The sequence below is a fragment of the Pseudomonas sp. RA_5y_Pfl1_P24 genome (assembly GCF_963970945.1).
Lineage (GTDB): Bacteria > Pseudomonadota > Gammaproteobacteria > Pseudomonadales > Pseudomonadaceae > Aquipseudomonas > Aquipseudomonas tritici.
On the sequence record NZ_CAXAOJ010000016.1, the window covers coordinates 41,440 to 60,881 of the forward strand.

At 61.7% G+C, this 19,442-nt stretch carries 16 protein-coding genes; 10 read left to right on the forward strand and 6 right to left on the reverse strand.

Going from position 1 to position 19,442, the window contains the following annotated elements:
* The first annotated feature begins 52 nt into the window (after window positions 1-52).
* The 4 genes from AACY30_RS23420 (at window position 53) to AACY30_RS23435 (ending at window position 3,427) form a co-directional block, all read left to right on the forward strand.
* Window positions 53-763: an ABC transporter ATP-binding protein gene (locus AACY30_RS23420; RefSeq protein ID WP_339416997.1), complete on the forward strand. Its 711-nt coding sequence runs from the start codon at window positions 53-55 to the stop codon at window positions 761-763.
* Between the two features lies 1 nt (window position 764).
* A complete protein-coding gene (locus AACY30_RS23425) occupies window positions 765-2,030 on the forward strand; it encodes an ABC transporter permease (protein WP_339416998.1) in 1,266 nt (421 codons plus the stop codon).
* A 91-nt stretch (window positions 2,031-2,121) separates the two neighbouring features.
* The gene (locus AACY30_RS23430; protein ID WP_339416999.1) at window positions 2,122-2,634 is read left to right on the forward strand and encodes a DUF3299 domain-containing protein; all 513 of its coding nucleotides are present in this window, start codon (window positions 2,122-2,124) and stop codon (window positions 2,632-2,634) included.
* 94 nt (window positions 2,635-2,728) lie between these two features.
* Window positions 2,729-3,427 carry an OmpW/AlkL family protein gene (locus AACY30_RS23435; protein ID WP_339417000.1) on the forward strand — a complete coding sequence of 233 codons (699 nt, stop codon included), beginning with the start codon at window positions 2,729-2,731 and terminating at the stop codon, window positions 3,425-3,427.
* Window positions 3,428-3,504: 77 nt separating this feature from the next.
* Here the strand turns inward: AACY30_RS23435 and AACY30_RS23440 are convergent, their stop codons facing one another.
* Window positions 3,505-4,389 (reverse strand): sugar nucleotide-binding protein, encoded by an 885-nt coding sequence (locus tag AACY30_RS23440; RefSeq protein WP_339417053.1) that lies wholly within the window; start codon window positions 4,387-4,389, stop codon window positions 3,505-3,507.
* Between the two features lie 142 nt (window positions 4,390-4,531).
* Between AACY30_RS23440 and AACY30_RS23445 the strand changes: the two genes are divergently transcribed.
* A complete protein-coding gene (locus AACY30_RS23445; RefSeq protein WP_339541195.1) occupies window positions 4,532-8,782 on the forward strand; it encodes a DEAD/DEAH box helicase in 4,251 nt (1,416 codons plus the stop codon).
* A gap of 41 nt (window positions 8,783-8,823) precedes the next feature.
* Here the strand turns inward: AACY30_RS23445 and AACY30_RS23450 are convergent, their stop codons facing one another.
* Window positions 8,824-10,929, reverse strand: a complete 2,106-nt coding sequence (locus AACY30_RS23450) for a mechanosensitive ion channel family protein (RefSeq protein WP_339541196.1) — start codon at window positions 10,927-10,929, stop codon at window positions 8,824-8,826.
* A gap of 177 nt (window positions 10,930-11,106) precedes the next feature.
* On the opposite strand from AACY30_RS23450, the gene AACY30_RS23455 reads away from it, so the two are divergent.
* From AACY30_RS23455 to AACY30_RS23470, 4 genes are read left to right on the forward strand one after another with little or no spacing between them, the layout of a single operon-like run.
* On the forward strand, window positions 11,107-11,511 hold the full coding sequence (locus AACY30_RS23455; RefSeq protein WP_339471690.1) for a DUF72 domain-containing protein: 405 nt from the start codon (window positions 11,107-11,109) through the stop codon (window positions 11,509-11,511).
* On the forward strand, window positions 11,508-12,284 hold the full coding sequence (locus tag AACY30_RS23460) for an endonuclease/exonuclease/phosphatase family protein (RefSeq protein ID WP_339471691.1): 777 nt from the start codon (window positions 11,508-11,510) through the stop codon (window positions 12,282-12,284). Before AACY30_RS23455 ends, AACY30_RS23460 begins: the two co-directional genes overlap by 4 nt.
* Window positions 12,281-13,543, forward strand: a complete 1,263-nt coding sequence (gene clsB / locus AACY30_RS23465) for a cardiolipin synthase ClsB (protein ID WP_339541197.1) — start codon at window positions 12,281-12,283, stop codon at window positions 13,541-13,543. The genes AACY30_RS23460 and clsB overlap by 4 nt, the downstream gene beginning before the upstream one ends.
* Entirely contained in the window at window positions 13,533-14,489 is a 957-nt protein-coding gene (locus AACY30_RS23470; protein ID WP_339471692.1) for a lysylphosphatidylglycerol synthase domain-containing protein, read from the forward strand. The genes clsB and AACY30_RS23470 overlap by 11 nt, the downstream gene beginning before the upstream one ends.
* Before the next feature lie 43 nt (window positions 14,490-14,532).
* Here AACY30_RS23470 and AACY30_RS23475 read toward each other — a convergent pair whose 3' ends face one another.
* From AACY30_RS23475 to AACY30_RS23485, 3 genes are all read right to left on the reverse strand, one after another.
* Window positions 14,533-15,288: an alpha/beta hydrolase family protein gene (locus AACY30_RS23475; RefSeq protein ID WP_339417011.1), complete on the reverse strand. Its 756-nt coding sequence runs from the start codon at window positions 15,286-15,288 to the stop codon at window positions 14,533-14,535.
* Complete coding sequence (locus AACY30_RS23480; RefSeq protein ID WP_339541198.1) at window positions 15,278-16,387, reverse strand: DUF3182 family protein; 1,110 nt, start codon at window positions 16,385-16,387, stop codon at window positions 15,278-15,280. The genes AACY30_RS23475 and AACY30_RS23480 overlap by 11 nt, the downstream gene beginning before the upstream one ends.
* 171 nt (window positions 16,388-16,558) lie before the next feature.
* Complete coding sequence (locus AACY30_RS23485) at window positions 16,559-17,518, reverse strand: GlxA family transcriptional regulator (protein WP_339471694.1); 960 nt, start codon at window positions 17,516-17,518, stop codon at window positions 16,559-16,561.
* Between the two features lie 96 nt (window positions 17,519-17,614).
* Between AACY30_RS23485 and AACY30_RS23490 the strand changes: the two genes are divergently transcribed.
* Window positions 17,615-18,178, forward strand: a complete 564-nt coding sequence (locus AACY30_RS23490) for a cysteine hydrolase family protein (RefSeq protein ID WP_339417016.1) — start codon at window positions 17,615-17,617, stop codon at window positions 18,176-18,178.
* A gap of 21 nt (window positions 18,179-18,199) precedes the next feature.
* Here AACY30_RS23490 and tam read toward each other — a convergent pair whose 3' ends face one another.
* Window positions 18,200-18,961: a trans-aconitate 2-methyltransferase gene (tam, locus tag AACY30_RS23495; protein WP_339541210.1), complete on the reverse strand. Its 762-nt coding sequence runs from the start codon at window positions 18,959-18,961 to the stop codon at window positions 18,200-18,202.
* Between the last annotated feature and the right edge of the window lie 481 nt (window positions 18,962-19,442).

Below are 19,442 nucleotides of genomic sequence, written 5' to 3' on the forward strand. Positions count from 1 at the left end.
CGCCTACAAGGGATCGGCGCCATTTTCTACAACCAGGCAATACTGATTTAACATGACCCATGCATTGATCGAACTGTCTGACCTGGGCTTTAACTGGCCCGGGCAGCCACAGTTGCTGGATATCCCCGCTTTCCGCCTGGAAGCAGGAGAAACCCTGTTTCTGAAGGGCCCGAGCGGCAGTGGCAAAACCACGCTACTGGGCCTGCTCGGGGGCGTACAGAAACCCAGCCAGGGCAGCATCCGCCTGCTCGGCCAGGAGCTGACCGAACTTTCGGCCGGCGCCCGCGACCGCTTCCGTGTCGACCACACCGGCTACATCTTCCAGCAGTTCAACCTGCTGCCGTTCCTGTCGGTGCGCGAGAACGTCGAGTTGCCCTGCCACTTCTCCAAGCTGCGCGCGCAACGGGCGAAACAACGTCACGGCAGTGTCGACCGCGCCGCCGCGACCCTGCTGGCGCACCTGGGGTTGAAAGACAAAGACCTGCTGGAGCGCCGCGCCGACTCGCTGTCCATCGGCCAGCAACAACGGGTGGCCGCCGCTCGCGCGCTGATCGGTCAACCCGAGTTGGTGATCGCCGACGAGCCCACTTCGGCCCTGGACTACGACGCCCGCGAAGCTTTCCTTCAGCTGTTGTTCGCTGAATGCCGCGAAGCCGGCGCCAGCCTGTTGTTTGTCAGCCATGACCAAAGTCTGGCCGCGCTGTTCGACCGCCACCTGTCGCTGGCCGAACTCAATCGCGCCGCCACGCCCGCAGAGGTTTGAGATGTATCTGTTCCGTCTAGCCATGGCCAGCCTGGCTAACCGCCGCTTTACCGCGATCCTCACCGCATTCGCCATCGCCCTGTCTGTGTGCCTGCTGCTGGCCGTGGAACGCGTCCGTGTCGAGGCGCGCAACAGTTTCGCCAGCACCATCAGCGGCACCGACCTGATCGTCGGCGCCCGCTCCGGCTCGGTGAACCTGCTGCTGTATTCGGTGTTTCGCATCGGCAATGCCACTAACAACATCCGTTGGGACAGCTACGAACACTTCGCCGCCAGCCCTCAGGTGAAATGGGCGATCCCGATTTCCTTGGGTGATTCCCACCGTGGCTACCGCGTGATGGGCACCAACGAGTCCTACTTCGAGCACTACCAATACGGTCGCAAGCAACACCTCGAACTGGCCAGCGGCCGCGCCTTCGCCACCGACCCGTTCGAAGTGGTGCTCGGCGCCGAAGTGGCTGACGCACTGCACTACAAACTCGGCGACAAACTGGTGCTGGCCCATGGCGTCGCGGTGGTCAGCCTGGTCAAGCACGATGACAAACCCTTCACCGTGGTCGGCATCCTCAAGCGCACCGGCACGCCGGTGGACCGCACGTTGCACATCAGCCTCGGCGGCATGGAGGCGATCCATATCGACTGGCACAACGGTGTGCCGGCTCAAGGCAAAGGCCGCATCAGCGCCGATCAAGCGCGCAACATGGACCTCACGCCGCAGGCCATTACCGCGTTCATGCTAGGGCTGAACAACAAGATTTCCACCTTCGCCCTGCAACGGGAGATCAACGAATTCCGTGGCGAGCCGATGCTGGCGATCCTGCCGGGCGTGGCGCTGCAAGAACTGTGGAGCATGATGGGCACAGCTGAAAAAGCGCTGTTCGTGATCTCGCTGTTCGTGGTGCTGACCGGCTTGATCGGCATGCTCACGGCGATCCTCACCAGCCTCAACGAGCGCCGTCGCGAAATGGCGATCCTGCGCTCAGTGGGCGCACGGCCGTGGCATATTGCAACCTTGCTGATCGTTGAAGCCTTCGCCCTGGCGCTGTCCGGCGTGATCGCAGGCGTGGGCCTGCTGTACGTGTGCATCGCCGCCTCGCGCGGTTACCTGCAGGCCAATTACGGCCTGGACCTGCCCATGTCGTGGCCCAGCGAATATGAATGGACGCTGCTCGCCGGTATCCTGGCCGCCGCGCTGTTGATGGGCAGCGTGCCCGCGTGGCGCGCCTATCGACAATCTTTGGCCGATGGCCTGTCGATTAGGCTGTAGAACAGCCGCTGCAAGTTTCAAGCGTTAAGCTGCAAGCGAATCGGCTTTAACTTAAAGCTTGCGGCTTCTAGCTACCTAATGAGGAGTTTTCATGCGTCGCGCCCTCGCTGCACTGTTTTTGCTGGTGGCCCTGCCCGCCTGGGCCGCCGAGCCCAAGGAACTGACCTGGTCGGAGCTGATCCCGCCGGATGCCATGCCCGAAGTGCCCAATATGCAGCCGCTGCACAACCTGTCCGGCATGGCGGATGCACTGGAGTCGGCGCCGGCGGCCAAGCAGGAAATGCCCCACGCGCCTGTGGTGCAAAGCCTTGATGGCAAGCACATCCGACTGCCCGGTTATATCGTGCCGCTGGAAGTGGGTGAAAACGGCCGCACCACTGAATTCTTGCTAGTGCCGTATTTCGGCGCGTGCATCCACGTTCCGCCACCGCCGTCGAACCAGATCGTGCACGTTAAAAGTGAAGTCGGCGTGAAGCTCGATGAGCTGTATCAACCGTACTGGATCGAAGGCGCGATGCGGGTCAAACCGTCCACCAGCGAACTGGCCGACGCCGGTTACCAGATGGATGCCGAGAAGATTTACATCTACGAGCTGCCGGAGTAGCGCTGATCGCCCTTTCGTTGAGCTGAGTCAAAAGATCGAGCGGAACGATCTTTACCATTGGACGTACAACTTTTAACGTCCTTTTGGAGCTCCCATGAACAAGTCTCTGCTCGGCGCGTCCCTCTTCGCGCTCGCCCTCGTTGCCCCTGTCGCACACGCTCACGAAGCGGGCGACATTCTGGTTCGCGCCGGTGCAATCACCGTGAATCCGAAGGCTGACAGCAGCACCGTCAAAGTTGACCAGGGCCCATTGGCCGGCACCAACCTGGGCGGCAAGGCGACCATGAGCAGCGATACCCAACTGGGCTTGAACTTTGCCTACATGCTGACCAACCACGTGGGTATCGAACTGCTGGCCGCCACACCGTTCGAGCACGACGTGAAGATCAAAGGCACCGCCCTGGGCGCCGCCAACGGCAAGCTCGGTACCCTGAAACACCTGCCGCCAACCCTGAGCGTCGTGTACTACCCGCTGGATAACAAATCGGCCTTCCAACCTTACGTAGGCGCCGGTATCAACTACACCTGGATCTACGACGAGCACGTCGGCAGCCGTGCCCAAGGCGCAGGTTTCAGCAACTTCAAGGCTGAAAACTCCTGGGGCTGGGCCGCACAGATCGGCGCGGACTACATGATCAACGACAAGTGGATGATCAACGCCCAGGCGCGCTACATCGACATCAGCACCAAGGCCACCGTGGAAAACAACGCCGTGGCACCTGGCACGCGTGCCAAGGTCAATGTGGACGTTGACCCAATGGTTTACATGGTGGGTATTGGCTACAAGTTCTAATCCCGACCTAAGCAACACTGCATAACCAAATGTGGGAGCGGCGCACCGCCGCTCCCACATTTTGGTTTTGCGTGTATTCAGTTGTGCCGGTAGAAGCGATCCAGCAACGCCGGCAGCCCCGCCCGCCATGCCCGTGGCTTGATGCCAAAGGTATGGAGGATTTTCTTGCAGGCGAGCACCGCGTGTTGCGGTTCTTCACTGGCATCCGGCCGGGCCGCATGGGCCTGGGCGGTGGGGGATTCGATCGCCAACGGATGAAAATTGCGCGCTTCAGTGAGGATCGCCTGGCCCAGCGCCAACGGCGTGGTCGCCTCATGGCCGGCGTAGTGGTAAGTGCCCCACAACGGCGCCGCGCAATCGAGTTGCTTGAGCACCGAAATGATCACCCGCGCCGCATCGTCCACTGGCGTCGGGTTGCCGCGTCGGTCGTCAGCCATCAGTAATTCATCGGTTTTTTCGGCCCGGGCCAGGAAGCGCCCGAGGGTGCCGTCGACGCTGTCATCCAGCAGCCAGCCAAACCGCAGCAACACATGTTGCGGGCAAGTGGCGCGCACGCTTTGTTCGATACGCCACAACGCCTGGCCGCGCAGGCCCAGGGGCACCGGCTCGTCTTTTTCGCTGTAAGCGGTGGCGCGAGAGCCATCGAACACGCGGTAGCTGGACGGTTGCAGCAAGGTGATGTTGTGGTGCTGGCACAGCTCGGCCAGACGCTCGATAGCGAACTCCTGGGAGGCCAGGCGGGTTTCGCTGACCGCTTCGGCCTGGAACCAGTCGAAATAGTAGGCGAGGTTGATCAACGCATCGGGACGGGTGTCGTCGAGCAATTGGGTGAGGCTCGCGGCATCCCAGCCGTCTTGGGGCGGTTTGGGTGCGAGGAAACCAATGTCTTCCTCTGCACCGAGGCGAATCAGCGCCTGCCCGAGGGCATTCCCGCCGCCCAGTAACATAAGGCGCATTCGCATAGATTGAGCAGGCCCGGTCTGGTTGGAACGAAGGTTATTCATGTATTTGTCAGAATCGTTGCATTTTGCGGGTTCGTAGCGCAACCGTCACGGACAAACTGCGCGATTGCAACTTGTTGGAGCGGGCGGTATCAATCACTCCATGAACCTTCCTGAATCCACCGACAGCGCGTTGCACGGCTTCCACCCCGCCGTCAGCGCCTGGTTCCGCAGCACCTTCCCTTCGGTGACAAGCGCCCAGGCCCAGGCATGGCCGCTGATCCGCCAACGCCAATCGACGCTGATCGCCGCGCCCACCGGCTCCGGCAAGACGCTCACAGCCTTTTTGGCGGTGCTGGATGACTTGGTCCAGCAAGGCCTGGCGCACGGCGGGCAACTGCCGGACGAAACCGTGGTGGTCTACGTGTCGCCGCTGAAGGCGCTGTCCAATGACATCCAGATCAACCTGCAGAATCCGCTTGCCGGAATCACTCAGCACTTGCAGAACCAGGGCCTGCCGCCGCTGGTGATCCGCACCGCCGTGCGCACGGGCGACACCCCGCAAAAAGACCGCATGCAGATGCGCAAGCGCCCGCCGCACATTCTGGTGACCACTCCGGAATCGCTCTACGTGCTGCTGGGGTCGGACTCCGGGCGGCAAATGCTCGCCCGCACGCGCACGGTGATCGTCGATGAAATCCACGCTATCGCGGCCGGCAAACGTGGCAGCCACTTGGCGTTGAGCCTGGAGCGCCTGCAAGGCCTGTGCGCCGAACCACTGACACGCATTGGCTTGTCGGCCACGCAAAAGCCCATCGACGCGGTGTCACGTTTTCTCGTGGGCACCGGCCGCCACTGCGCGATTGTGGATATCGGCCACGCCCGCCCCCGCGACCTGGATATCGAAGTACCGCCAGTGCCGCTCTCGGCAGTAATGGCCAACGATGTGTGGGAACGGGTCTACGACCGCCTCGCCGAATTGGCCCGCGAGCACCGCACCACGCTGGTGTTCGTCAACACCCGCCGCCTGGCAGAACGCCTGGCCCGGCATTTGAGCGAACGCCTGGGCAAAAGCGCCGTGGCCGCGCACCACGGCAGCCTGGCCAAGGAAATGCGCCTGGACGCCGAACAACGACTCAAGGCCGGTGAGCTGCAAGTGCTGATCGCCACCGCGTCCCTGGAGCTGGGGATTGATATCGGCGACGTGGATCTGGTCTGTCAGATCGGCTCGCCCGGCTCCATCAACGGTTTTCTGCAAAGAGTGGGACGCTCCGGCCACCAGGTCGGCGGCACGCCCAAAGGGCGCTTGTTCGCCACCACACGCGACGACTTGATCGAATGCGCCGCGCTGCTCGATTGCGTACGCCGGGGTGAGCTGGACACCTTGCACATACCGGTCGCGCCGTTGGACGTGCTGGCCCAACAGATCATCGCCGAGGTCAGCGCCCAGGAATGGTCGGAGCAGGCCTTGCTCGACCTGATCCGCCGCGCCGCGCCCTATGCCGAGCTGGATGAACGCCAATACCAAGCGCTGCTGCAGATGCTCAGCGACGGCTACAACGGTCGCCAGGGCATCCGTAGCGCCTACCTGCACCGCGACGCCCTGAGCCGCACCTTGCGCGGTCGTCGCGGCGCCAGACTCACTGCCGTGACCAGCGGCGGCACCATCCCCGACAATGCCGACTATAGCGTGTTGCTCGAACCCCAAAGCCTGAACATCGGCAGCGTCAACGAAGACTTTGCGGTGGAAAGCATCGCCGGGGATATCTTCCAGCTCGGCAATACGTCCTACCGAATCCTGCGGGTCGACGCCGGCAAGGTGCGCGTCGAGGATGCCCATGGCCAGCCGCCGAACATTCCGTTCTGGCTCGGCGAAGCGCCCGGGCGCAGCAACGAATTGTCGGCGGCGGTGGCGCGTTTGCAGGGTCAATTGGACGCGCTGCTCAGCGCCACGCCCGGCAACCTGCAAGCCGCGCAAGACTGGCTCACCGAAACCCTCGGCCTAAACCACGCCAGCGCCGAACAAATCCTCGATTACCTGGCGCGCACACGCTTGGCCCTGAGCGCCCTGCCGTCCCAGGACACGTTGATCATGGAGCGTTTCTTCGACGCGTCCGGCGGCACCCAACTGATCATCCACACGCCGTTCGGCAGCCGCGTCAACCGCGCCTGGGGCCTGGCCTTGCGCAAGCGTTTTTGCCGCACCTTCAATTTCGAATTGCAGGCCGCCGCCAGCGAAAATGCGATCGTGCTGTCGCTGTCCACCAGCCACAGTTTCGAGCTGGACGCGGTGTGGCGTTACCTCAACAGCCACAGCGCCGAACATATCCTGATCCAGGCCGTGCTGGAGGCGCCGCTCTTCGGCGTGCGCTGGCGCTGGAATGCCGGTGTGGCGCTGGCATTGCCGCGCTTTACCGGCGGGCGCAAGGTGGCGCCGCAGATCCAGCGCATGAAAAGCGAAGACCTGATCGCCAGTGTGTTTCCCGACCAGATCGCCTGCCTGGAAAACCTCGCCGGCGAGCGCGAAGTGCCTGAACACCCGCTGGTCGAGCAAACCCTCGACGACTGCCTTCACGAAGCCATGGACAGCGACGCCTGGCTGGCCCTGCTGCGGCGCATGGAGCACGGCGACGTGCGCCTGATCAGCCGCGACTTGCCAGCGCCCTCGCCGATGGCCGCTGAAATCCTCAGTGCGCGGCCCTACACCTTTCTTGACGATGCGCCACTGGAAGAGCGCCGAACCCAGGCCGTGCTCAACCGACGCTGGAGCGACCCGCAAAGTACCGACGACCTAGGGGCGCTGGATGCTGACGCTATTGCTGGCGTGCGCGAAGAAGTCTGGCCGGCGCCCAACGGGCTGGATGAAATGCACGAGGCGTTGATGAGTCTGGCGTGTATCGCCGCCAGCGAAGTCACGCCGCAATGGGCGCAATGGTTGCACGCCTTGGCCAAGAGCGGCCGCGCCTTTCAATTGCACAATGACCTGTGGGTCGCCGTTGAACGCTTGAGTTGCTTGCAGGCAATCTTCCCCAACGACTTGCCGCTGTTACCTGGTTTCGATGAGCCCTGGACCTTTGATGAGGCCGTGGTGGAAGTGCTGCGCGCACGCCTCGGTGGGTTCGGCCCGCTGAGCCTGAGCGAGATCGCCGCGCCCCTGGCCTTGCGAGAATCTGATGGGGTCCAGGCGCTGGCCCGTCTGGAGCAGGAAGGCTATGTATTACGCGGCCATTTCAGCCCCGCTGCCACTGAGGAGCAATGGTGCGAACGCCACCTGCTGGCGCGTATTCATCGCTATACGGTCAAGCGCTTGCGCCGGGAAATCGAGCCGGTGGCACTGCAGGATTTCATGCGTTTTCTGTTCGATTGGCAGCACCTGTCCGACGGCACACGCGGTCAGGGCAGCGCGATGTTGCCGCAGATCGTTGCGCAGTTTGAAGGGTATGCCGCCGCCACATCCGCCTGGGACAGCGACCTGCTCAGCGCACGGCTCAAGGATTACTCCTCCACCTGGCTCGATGACCTGTGCCGCAGCGGCAAACTGGTGTGGACGCGCTTGGGCAACAAACCCGGCGCCATGGCATTACGCAGTACGCCAGTGGTGTTGCTGCCCCGCAGCCAGGTGGGACTGTGGAGCGGACTGACCGAACTCACCGACGCCACCACGCTGTCACCCAAGGCGCAGAAGGTGCATCAAGCCCTGCGCGACCACGGCGCGCTGTTTTTTGATGAGCTGGTGCACGAGGCCCACTTGCTGCGCAGCGAACTGGAAAGCGCCTTGCAGGAACTGGTCGGCGCCGGGCTGGTAAACGCCGACAGCTTCGCCGGCCTGCGCGCCCTGACCACGCCCGCCAGCAAACGCCAGGCGCGCAGCAGTCGGCGTGGGCGCGGCGCGTTTATCGGCGGCATGGACGACGCCGGGCGCTGGGCCTTGGTGCGGCGTTCACCCACCGCCGCCAGCGCGCATTCGGCCCAGACGCTGGAGCATGTGGCAATGACCTTGCTGCGCCGCTATGGCGTGGTGTTCTGGCGCTTGCTCGAGCGTGAGGCGGATTGGCTACCAAGCTGGCGCGAGTTGCTGCGCACTTTTCATCGGCTGGAAGCACGCGGGGAGATTCGCGGGGGGCGATTTGTCAGTGGGTTGGCGGGGGAACAGTTTGCGTTGCCGGAGGCGATCCCGTTGTTGCGTGAAGTGCGACGTCGGGCCCATGACGGCAGTTTGATTGTTGTGTGTGGGCCTGATCCGCTGAACCTGGTGGGCACGTTGTTGCCGGGCACCAAGGTGCCGGCCTTGAGTGGTAATCGAATTGTGTATCGGGACGGGTTGCCGGCGGCGGTGATGGTCGCTGGCAAGCAGCAGGCGTTGTTGGAGGTGGATCAGGTGGCGGTGCAGAATAAACTGATGAAGCGTCCGTAACGTAGCAGCTGTCGAGCGCCAGCTGCTACGGGTTGTGAAGGTCACTGAGCCCGAGGCGGCTCCGTGACCACCACCGAAGCCGGCACCTCTGCATCAGGTTCATCCGCCAGCAGCGCACGCTTGGGCAACAAAATCTGCTGTGGATAAGTCTGCGCGAAGTGCACCTCGTCACAATTATCCACACGCTTTTTCAGCCGCTGGTTAAACGCGCGACTCACCGCGTATTGCCCGCCCGAGACCGTGCGGAACTGCGCCGTCAGCACCACGCCGTTGAGGTCCATCTTGTCGACACCAAACACCTCCAGCGGGCCTTGCAGGTTGTACTTGAGGAACACGTCGTCGCGAATCGATTGCCCGGCCTCGCGGATCAATTCCAGCGCCTTGTCCACGTCCGTGTCGTAGGTGAACTGCACTGAGAAGAATGCATAGGCAAACTGCCGCGACTGGTTGGTAACCGCCTTGATCTGCCCGAACGGCACCGAATGCACAAACCCCTTGCCGTCGCGCAGGCGCAGGGTGCGGATGGTCAGGCCTTCTACAGTGCCGGCGTGGCCGGAGTCGAGCACCACCCAGTCGCCGATGGACAGGGTGTCTTCAATGATGATGAACAGCCCGGTGATCACATCCTGCACCAACTGCTGGGAACCAAAACCGATAGCCAGGCCGACCACGCCGGCACCGGCCAGCAGCGGTGCGACGTTGATGCCGAGGTTGGCCATGGTGGTGATTGCGCAAATCACCACCAGAATGATTTTCACCGCGTTGCGCACCAGCGGCAGGATGGTTTTCACCCGGGTACTGGGCTGGCGGCTCGAGCGATCGTTGACCGACGGTTTCAGCGCTTCCTGAATCGCCGTATCCAGGACCACCCAGAACAACCCGGTCATCAGCAGGATCAAGCCAATGCTGCTGAGGGAATCGCTGATCGCTCGACCGATCGAGTTGCGCTCGGCGAATTCAAACAGCGAGACACCCCAGATACGCCCGAGGACTTCAATAAACCCGATCGCCATCGCAATGCGCAAGATCGCGTGCAGCACGCTGAGGAAACGCTCCTTGTAAGCACTGCTGCGCTGGATCGCCACTTGGCTGCGCGACTTGAACAGGTGTTGCAGCACAGTGCTCAGGAACACCGTGCCGATTAGCAAAATGGTGGTGAGCAGCGCGCAGCGCAGGGCTTTCTGGTTATCGTCCCCGGCGCCGATCAGGTTTATCGCCGAAACCAGCACCATCAGCAGGATCGGCCAGTACCAGAGCCCGGAAAATATCCGCAGCGATTGTTGCAACGCCGGGTGTTTAAGGCGCTGGGTCAGCGCTTGATTACGGATCAAGTGCGCGACCGGGCGACGCAGGCGAATCACCAGCATGCCGAAGGTTACCGCCGCAAACAGGCCGGTAAACACCGCAATGCCGCTGGTGATATTGCCGCCGAACTGGCGGGCGATCTGCGGGCTGGTCAGCGCATCGCTGAGGGCGGCGAGGAACCCGATCATGAACATCGGCTTTGGGCAGTAATCGCGGATGATCTTCACGGCCGGGCGTTTATGCCCGACGTCAAACATAACGATCACGCACAACAGGATGGACGTGGAGAAGATGCCGCTACTGGTCGCATAGGCAAAACACAACGCCAGCGCCCGGCCGACGGAGGTCGGCAAAAAGTGACTGACGTAAAGCGTCAGCGGCAGACAGATCACGGCCGGGATCGTGTAGGGCACTAAATAACCGAGTACGCCTTGCAAGCGTCCGCGCCGATGGACAAAGGGACGTTGGCTGACACGCCTGACCAGCCTGCGCCCCAGTAAGGTCAACAGCGCGAAGGCACCGATCCAGACGCCAGACAACAGCAGGAAGTCCCCGGCCACGCTCCATGGCGAGCGGTCCGAGGGACGGTTGACCAGGCGCCCCACCTCATTGGCCGCACGGTCGGCGCGCAGGCGCCAAGCGTCAAGGAGGTTCTGGTTGAGATCAAGCTTGTCCTGCACATCAACGATGCTGGAGCTGATGGCCCCTAGCAGGCCGCCCTCGACCAGAATTTCCGGCTTGGCCGGCGTTTCGGCTTCAGGCGCGGCCGCCGCGGCGTGCACTGCGCCGCTACCGCAAAACAGCAGCGCGCCGAGCAGTAATGCAGTCTTTGAATTCAGCAAAACACCGGGCTCCTTGAGGTAGGTCTGTAACGAGCTGACGGGTTTTGGCGCTGATCGTTCCCGTTTAAAACGCAATGCGCTGGGGCGTGCCGTCCGTAAGGCGCTGGAAACTTTCTCGCAAATCCCACAGTCATCCCTCCATGGAGGTCATTCGACCCATTAACCACGGGAGCAACCATGTCCGCGATTCATATCGGCATTTCCGGCTGGCGCTACACGCCTTGGCGGGGGGACTTCTACCCCGAGGGCCTGACCCAGAAACGTGAGTTGCAGTTTGCGTCACGGGCGGTCAACAGCATTGAGATCAATGGTTCGTTCTACGCGCTGCAACCGTCGCAGCGCTATGCCCAATGGTACGCCGATACGCCAGACCGGATCGAGTGCTGGCGCCACGGCAAACAACCGTCAGACGCCCACCTGATCGACCAGAAACGCAAGCAGCGCGACGTGTTCTGCTTCTTCGACAACGACATCAAGGTGCGCGCGCCCTTCGATGCGCGCCAATTGCTACAGCGCTTCGAGCTGGATAAAGCAATGACCACTGAGCCCGGCAAACTACCAGAATCGAGAGTGCTGCCATGACTCATCCGGAATTGATTCCCGTGACGCCCACCGCGGCCATCACGCGCTTCACCGTGCTGACGGTCAATATCCACAAGGGTTTCACTGCCTTGAATCGACGCTTCATCCTGCCAGAGCTGCGTGAAGCGGTGCGCGGCGTGGGCGCCGACATGGTGTTCCTGCAAGAAATTCACGGCACCCATGAGCGTCACCCCCAGCGCTTCAGCGACTGGCCGAACATGCCGCAGTACGAGTTCCTCGCTGACAGCATCTGGCCGCAGTTTGCTTACGGGCGCAATGCGGTCTACCCCCACGGCGATCACGGCAATGCGTTGCTGTCGAAATTCCAGATCGTGCGCTACGACAACCTCGATATCTCGCAAAGCGGCCATGAAAACCGTGGCCTTTTGCATTGCGTGATGCGCCTGCCGGGCACCGGTCAAGAGGTGCATGCGATCTGCATTCACTTGGGGCTGCGCGAAGTGCACCGCCAGCAGCAATTGCGCTTGATCGAACAGCGCATCAGCGAAATTCCTGCCGACGCGCCGCTGGTGGTTGCCGGTGATTTCAACGATTGGCGCCAAAAGGCCGACCTGAGCCAGAGCGGCCTAAAAGAAGTATTCATCGAAACCCAGGGCAAACCCGCGCGCACCTTCCCGGCGCGCTTGCCTCTGCTGCCGCTGGACCGGATTTATGTGCGCAATTTGAAGGTGCATAACCCCCGAGTGCTGACGACACGGCCCTGGTCCCATCTATCAGACCATGTCCCCCTGTCAGTGGAGATTGAGCTATGAACGTCGCCGTAGAACATATTTCCACCGACCAGCCGCCGGACCAAGCCAAGGCACGTGACCTGGATTACGGCTGGCAGAGTGGCAACCAGGTCCAATTGCTGGAGAACGGCGAAGCGTACTTCCCTGAGGTGTTCACTGCACTGCGCGAAGCCCGGCGCGAGATTCTGCTGGAGACCTTCATTCTCTTCGAAGACAAAGTGGGCCATGAGCTGCATGGCATCCTGATCGAGGCGGCGCGCCGTGGGGTCAACGTAGTGGTCAGCCTGGATGGCTTTGGCTGTGGCGAACTGAGCCCGTCGTTTCTCGGCGAGCTGGCCGCGGCCGGCGTCGCGGTGCAGATGTTCGACCCCGCGCCAAAGACCCTGGGCATTCGCACCAATTGGTTTCGCCGCCTGCACCGCAAAATCGTGGTAGTGGACGCGGAGGTGGCATTCATCGGCGGAATCAATTTCTCCGCCGACCACCTGGGCGATTACGGTCCCGAGGCCAAGCAGGATTACGCGGTGAAGGTGATCGGCCCGGCGGTAGCGGACTTGCATCATTTCGCCTTGGCCCAAAGCGGTCGCCAAGTACGCACGCGGCGCGGTTGGCGACGACGCCAGCAGCGGCCGCAGATCTGGTCGACCGATAAGGGCGATGGCCAGGTGCGCCTGATTTACCGCGACAACGCGCAGCATCGCGATGACATCGAAGAAGCGTATATCCACGCCTTGAGCAAAGCCCAGACACGCGCGGTGATCGCCAACGCCTACTTCTTCCCAGGCTACCGCCTGCTGCGGGAAATCCGCAACGCCGCGCGCCGTGGCGTGCACGTGCAATTGATCATGCAGGGCCAGCCCGATGTACTGCTGGCCAAGCTGGCGGCGCGCATGCTCTACGACTACTTGCTCAAGGACGGCGTGGTGATCCACGAGTATTGCCAGCGCCCACTGCACGGCAAAGTCGCACTGGTGGATGACGAATGGAGCACGGTGGGGTCGAGCAATCTGGACCCATTGAGCTTGTCGCTGAACCTGGAAGCCAACGTGTTGATTCGCGACCGTGCGTTCAATCAACAGCTGTATGAACGACTGGAAGCCCTGGCAAAAAACCACTGCCAGACCATGCCGAAAAAACGCAAGCCGCGCCTGTGGCTGTGGCGTTTGACCGTGGGTTTCCTGGTGTTCCATGTGATGCGCCACTTTCCTGCACTCACCGGCTGGTTGCCCGCGCACAAGCCGCGTTTGAAACCTTTTGAGGCTCAGCGCCATGACGTCTGAAACCAAAGGCTCGCGGTTCAAACGCTGGAAGAAGCCGCTGACCATCGTCTTCTTCTTGCTGCTGATTGCGCTGTTCACCCTGCTCGCGCGGCGCATCGATTGGAGCGAAGTGGTTCAGACCCTGGGCGACTTCAAGGTGCGCACGCTGGTGATCGCCAGCGCACTGACGTTATGCAGCTTTCTGGTCTACGCCAGCTTTGACCTGATCGGCCGCACGTACATTCGCCAGCCCCTGGGGTGGCGGCAAATCCTGCCGGTGGGGATCATCAGCTATGCCTTCAACCTCAACTTGAGCGCCTGGGTGGGCGGCATCGCCATGCGCTATCGACTGTATTCGCGCTTGGGGGTGAGCACAGGCAATATCGCCAAGATCCTCGGTCTGAGCCTGGCGACCAATTGGTTTGGCTATATGGCGATAGCCGGCGTGGTTTTCAGCAGCGGCCTGGTCACGATGCCACCGGGCTGGAAGGTCAGCACCACGGCATTGCAAGGCATTGGCGCGTTGTTGGTAGTGGCCAGCCTGGGTTACCTGGTGGCCTGCCAGTTTTCGAAAAAGCGTGCGTGGACGATTCGCGGCATGGAAATCAACCTGCCGTCGCTGCGTATGGCGTGTTTGCAACTGATGTTGGGCGCGTTGAACTGGTCGCTGATGGCGGCGGTGATTTTCACGTTGCTGCCGGCCAAACTGGATTATCCGCTGGTGTTGGGGGTGTTGCTGATCAGCGCGATTGCTGGCGTGCTCACCCACATCCCGGCTGGGCTTGGGGTGCTGGAGGCGGTGTTTATCGCGCTGTTGCAGCATGAAGCGTCGCGGGGCAGTTTGCTGGCGGGGTTGATTGCGTATCGGGCGATCTACTTCATCTTGCCGCTGCTGATCGCGCTGGTGATGTACCTTGGCGTAGAGGCCAAGGCCAAGGCGTTGCGGGTGAAGAAAGCACCGGCTTAAGACTGTAGTGACTGCTCGCGAAGGCGGCCTAAAGAGCACCCTATTATTGAGACTGGATAATGCTCAACCGCTCACCCACCACCATCTCGGTAATCCAGTCCACCAGGATTGAGGTGTACGCCTGCTGAGACACCGGGTCGCTGAGCGAGTGGTCGGCACCATCGATGATGCGATGAGTCAGGGAATGGGTCTGCTGGCACGCCGCGCGGTAACTCATGATGGTGGCGTGGGGCACGTGGGCATCGGTTTGCGACTCAACGATCAGCACATCACCGGTAAACGCAGAACAAGCGTGCAAGGCGCGATTGGTTTCGGCGTGGACCCGCGTGCTGCGGTAATCCATCAGGTCGGCCTTATCCAGATCACGCTTGGGTTTGAGCCATTCCTGGTCGCGGTACAGCGCCGGCACGCGCAGCGCCAGCCAGCGCACCGGGCGCAGTGAGGTGAGAATTGCCGCGAGGTAGCCGCCGTAACTGGTGCCCACCACCGCCACCGCCGAGGTGTCGATGGCCGGGTGGGACAGCAGTCGATCATAGGCCGCCAGCAGGTCGCGCAGGTTGTCTTCGCGGGTGACGCGAGACAGCGGAATGCCAGTGGCGGCATGGCCGCGCAGGTCGAAGGTGAGGCACACACAGCCCAAGCCGGCGATGCCTTTGGCTCGTTCAAGATCACGCTCTTGGCTACCGCCCCAGCCGTGCACAAACAACACGCCAGGTACTTTGGATTTGGGGCTCAGGAAGGTGCCGCTCATCTGTTCGTCGTCGATGTCGATCGCAATGCTTTCGCTTCTAGCCGTCATAAGATTTAACCGTCACGTACTTGAGAAGAAAGGCGCTGTTTTGCGCCGGGCCGCGATACACCTCAATGGCATCAGCCGGCAAGGGTTGGTCCGCGTAGGCTTCCACAGAGGACACACGGATCGCACGCAGGCCGGGGTTGTTGATAAAACTCTGCAACGCTGCGACTTCCGCGCTGCTGGCCCCGCCCATGCGCCAGGATTGTTCGAGCACGCCGCTGCGGCGTTGGCCGTCGCTGTCCAGGCCCTGAGCGATGTCGTAGTTGCGCCGCGATGCGTAGAAGCCGGGATAGGCTTCATCGGCGGCCGCGTCGAACACCTGTGCTTGTTCGATGGCTTCGCGAACGTCGTCGGGCAGTTCGAGTTGCAGCAGGGTTTCGTAGCCACCCGGCACCGCCAACAGGTCGGAGCCGCCGTAGACGTCTTCGCCCTGCCCGTCTTTCGTCAGGGATTGCTCGCCGCAGTAGCTGAACACGTGATCGCCGATGAAGCTTTGGCCGACGCTGTGGGTGATCACGTCCTGCAGGTCTTGCTCCAACACCACACCATCGCTGAAGAGCTTCGCGGCCTCAGGCCGAGCCAGCACGGCTTCGAACTCATCGAGACTGTGGATAACTTCCTGGCCTCGGCCGGCGCAGGCCTGCACGGGTTTCAGGCGAATGGGTCCGCTGTAGAGCAAGCGCGTGGCAGCGGGCCGGGCGTCTTCCAGCGCGAAGACGCTCAAACCATCCAGCACGACGTTTCGCACACGTTCGCAGAATAGCGATGACCAACCTTCGGGCGCTTTGGCTTCAGGCCCGAGCAGACCATGGCTGATGGCTTTGGTGCAGATGAAGTCGTGGTCGACGTAACCGCCCCACACATCCTCAGGCCCCTTGATATTGAGCGCACGCGCCTGGGCTGCACCGACCAGGGTTTGCGTGGGCAGCAGGTAAAGTGATCGTCCCGCATGCAGAGCGGGGTCGTAGCTGCCACCGAATTTTAGCCCGAGAATCTGCGCCAGCCAGCGCGCCAGGGTGCGGTTGGTTTCGATCTCATGCAGAGGGGCGCCTTCACGTGTGGAGTGAGCGACGACCAGCTTCTTGCGTTGAGTCGGGGTCATGCGTCCCCCTTGGCCTTGCCGCCATGTGTGTGCAAGAGAGGTTGCAGGGATCAGGCCAAGGCGCTTTCGGGGCGGATGGTTGAGAAATCAAGCAGTTGCCGAAAAACCGATGGCAGTTGGCCTGCTCCATTCTGCACGACAGCGCGTCGGCGTCGCGGCGTTCTGCACGATTCAGACGCCAAAACGGTTGCGGTAATCGCTGGGCGCCAGGCCGGTGATCTTCTTGAAGGTGGCGCGGAAGGCGCTGGGGTCCTGATAGCCCACGGTCCACGCGATGTGATCAATGGTGCCGTTGGTAAACTCGAGCATCTGCCGAGCCTTGCCCACGCGCAGATGCTGACAGTATTCGGTGGGTTTCAAACCGGTGGCGTTGCGAAAGCGCCGTAGGAATGTGCGCTCCTCCAAGCCGGCCTCCAGTGCCATCGCCGCCACGGAAACATCCACTGCACCGCTGGCCTGCAACCAGTGCTGAACCTTGAGAATGGCACCGTCACCGTGGCCAAGAATCGGCGCGAAGTTACTGCCGCACTGGCTGGCGCTGTCACTGTGCTCGATCACCAGGAAACGCGCGGTATCCGCCGCAATGCTGGGGCCCATCAAGCGATCGACCAGGCGCAGGCCGAGTTCGGACCAGGCCATTAAGCCAGCGGTGGTAATCAGGTCGCCGTCATCAACGATGGGTTTATCCGCTTCAAGGCGCACGGCCGGGTAACGCGCGGCGAAGGATTTGGCGGAAGACCAATGGGTGGTGGCGCTGCGCCCATCGAGCAATCCGCTGCGCGCGAGCATGATCGAACCAATGCAGACGCCACCCAGTACGGTACCTGCCGCATGTTGCCGGCGAAGCCATTCCAGTAGTGCAGGCGGCGCTTGTTCTTCGGTGAACTCACCAATCGACGGGGGCACCAGTACGGCCATCATGGGTTGATCAGGGCCGGGGTGGCTATCGAATACGCGTACCGTTTCACCGGTAGCCTCCACCTGCCAATGGCTGATCCGCAAGAGCGGCAACTGTGCGCACTGGTGCTCGGCGGCGATGCGGTTGGCGACGCCGAACAGGTCAGTCAGGCCGTGCACGGCCGCCATCTGCGCCCCCTGGTAGATCAACACGCCCAGCTCAACAACGACCATTGTCAGTTTTCCCCCTGTTATTGTCGGTGCAGCCAATCCCAAGTGCAGGCGCCAGCTAAGATACTGGGCCCATCAACCCATCACGAGGCAACACACATGGCCAAGCAAGCGCTCATCCTAATCGATATCCAGAACGACTACTTCCCTCAAGGCAAGTGGCCACTCGACGGCGTCGAAGCCGCAGCGGACAAGGCCGTGCAGGTGTTGCAGGCGTTTCGCCAGGCGGGCGATGCGGTGATTCATGTGCGTCATGAGTTCACGTCTGAGGACGCGCCGTTCTTCACACCGGGCTCCGAGGGTGCGCATCTGCATACCAAAGTGCTGAACGAAGACAATGAGCCAGTGGTGCTTAAACATTTTGTGAATTCGTTTCGCGAGACCAACCTGCGCGCGCTGCTGGAACAACGCAGCATCACCGAACTGGTGGTGGTCGGCAGCATGAGCCATATGTGTATCGATGCGGTGGTGCGGGCGGCGGCGGACCTGGGCTACAAGGTCACGGTCATTCATGACGCGTGTGCGACCCGGGACCTGGAGTTCAATGGCCAGGTGATCCCGGCTGCGCAGGTGCATGGGGCGTATATGGCGTCGCTGGCATTCGGGTATGCGGGCGTGGTGTCGGCAAATGAGTATTTGAAGGCGCAAGCGGCGGCGGCATAACCGCCACGTGTCTTGGCGAAGTTAGCGGGTAGCGATAATGAACAGGCGCGGAAAAGGCAGCAGCACGGTGCCATCGGCCAGGGCTGGGTAAGCCTGGGTAATCCGCGCCTGGTACTCCTGCAGGAAGGCAGCCTTTTCGCGATCGGTCAACGGAGCCAGGAAGGGTCTTAGGGCCGAGGCCTTGAACCACTCCACCACCGCAGCGTGATCCGCCAGCGGGTGCTGATAGGTGGTGCGCCACACATCGACGGTGCTGCAATGGTTGCTCAGCAGCTCGTAGTAGTAGCTCGCGGCGTGGCGTTCATTGTGTTTGACCGCGCCGATCTTGGCAGACCACGGGCCATCAGCGGCAACTTCACGGGCAAGTCGGTGGGCAGGCTCATCGAGGTTGTCCGGCGTTTGCACCGCCAGCGTGCCAGCGGGTGTCAGTTGGTGGACCAAGTGCGGGTAAAGCGTGGCGTGGTCAGGCAGCCATTGCAGCGAAGCGTTGGCCAGGATCACATCGAAAGTCTGCGCGGGGCTCCAGGCGCCGATGTCCGCCAGTTCGAAGTTCAGCGCCGGTAGCCGTTGGCGTGCATCGACCAGCATGTCGACGGAGCTGTCCATGCCGGTAACGTGCGCATGCGGGAAGCGCTCGGCCAGCACCTCGGTAGAATTGCCGGGGCCGCAGCCCAGGTCGACAGCCGTGCGCACCTCGGTATTCGGAATGGCCGCGACCAGGTCGCGGACGGGACGGGTGCGTTGTTGTTCAAACATCGTGTATTGCTTGGCTGACCAGGTCATCGCGGCTTCCTTCTGTTTGAGGTTGGCCACAGCCTAACTCTTGTAAGCGCTGAGGACATATCCCGGGGTTGACGAGCCCCTTGGTCCGTTTTCGCGAAAACAGCCTCTGCGGTATAAAGCGTTTATAGTCTCGAGCACGTTAAAGATGATATGCCTCTTTTTTGCCGCAATGATGCTCTCCTTGTTTATCATTTCTCGAGTCGTGTATTGGGTCGAACGGCGAAACTACCCACAGGGGTACCCACTCCAAGCGGACCTTGAACCACCCTTGCTGGAAAATATCAGGGCAATGCTCAGCATTGTGGTCAAAGGCAAGAAACATCGAATATCCACATCATTGTTCGACTGGGGGAAACCCATCTTGCTGACCGGCAAGAAAGCCAAACGACGCTCTGTGGGTGATTGGATTCGATAGCCTCATGCTCAGGATGTGCCTGCGCCCAATAAAAAGCCCCAAGAGCTTGCGCCTCGGGGCTTTCAG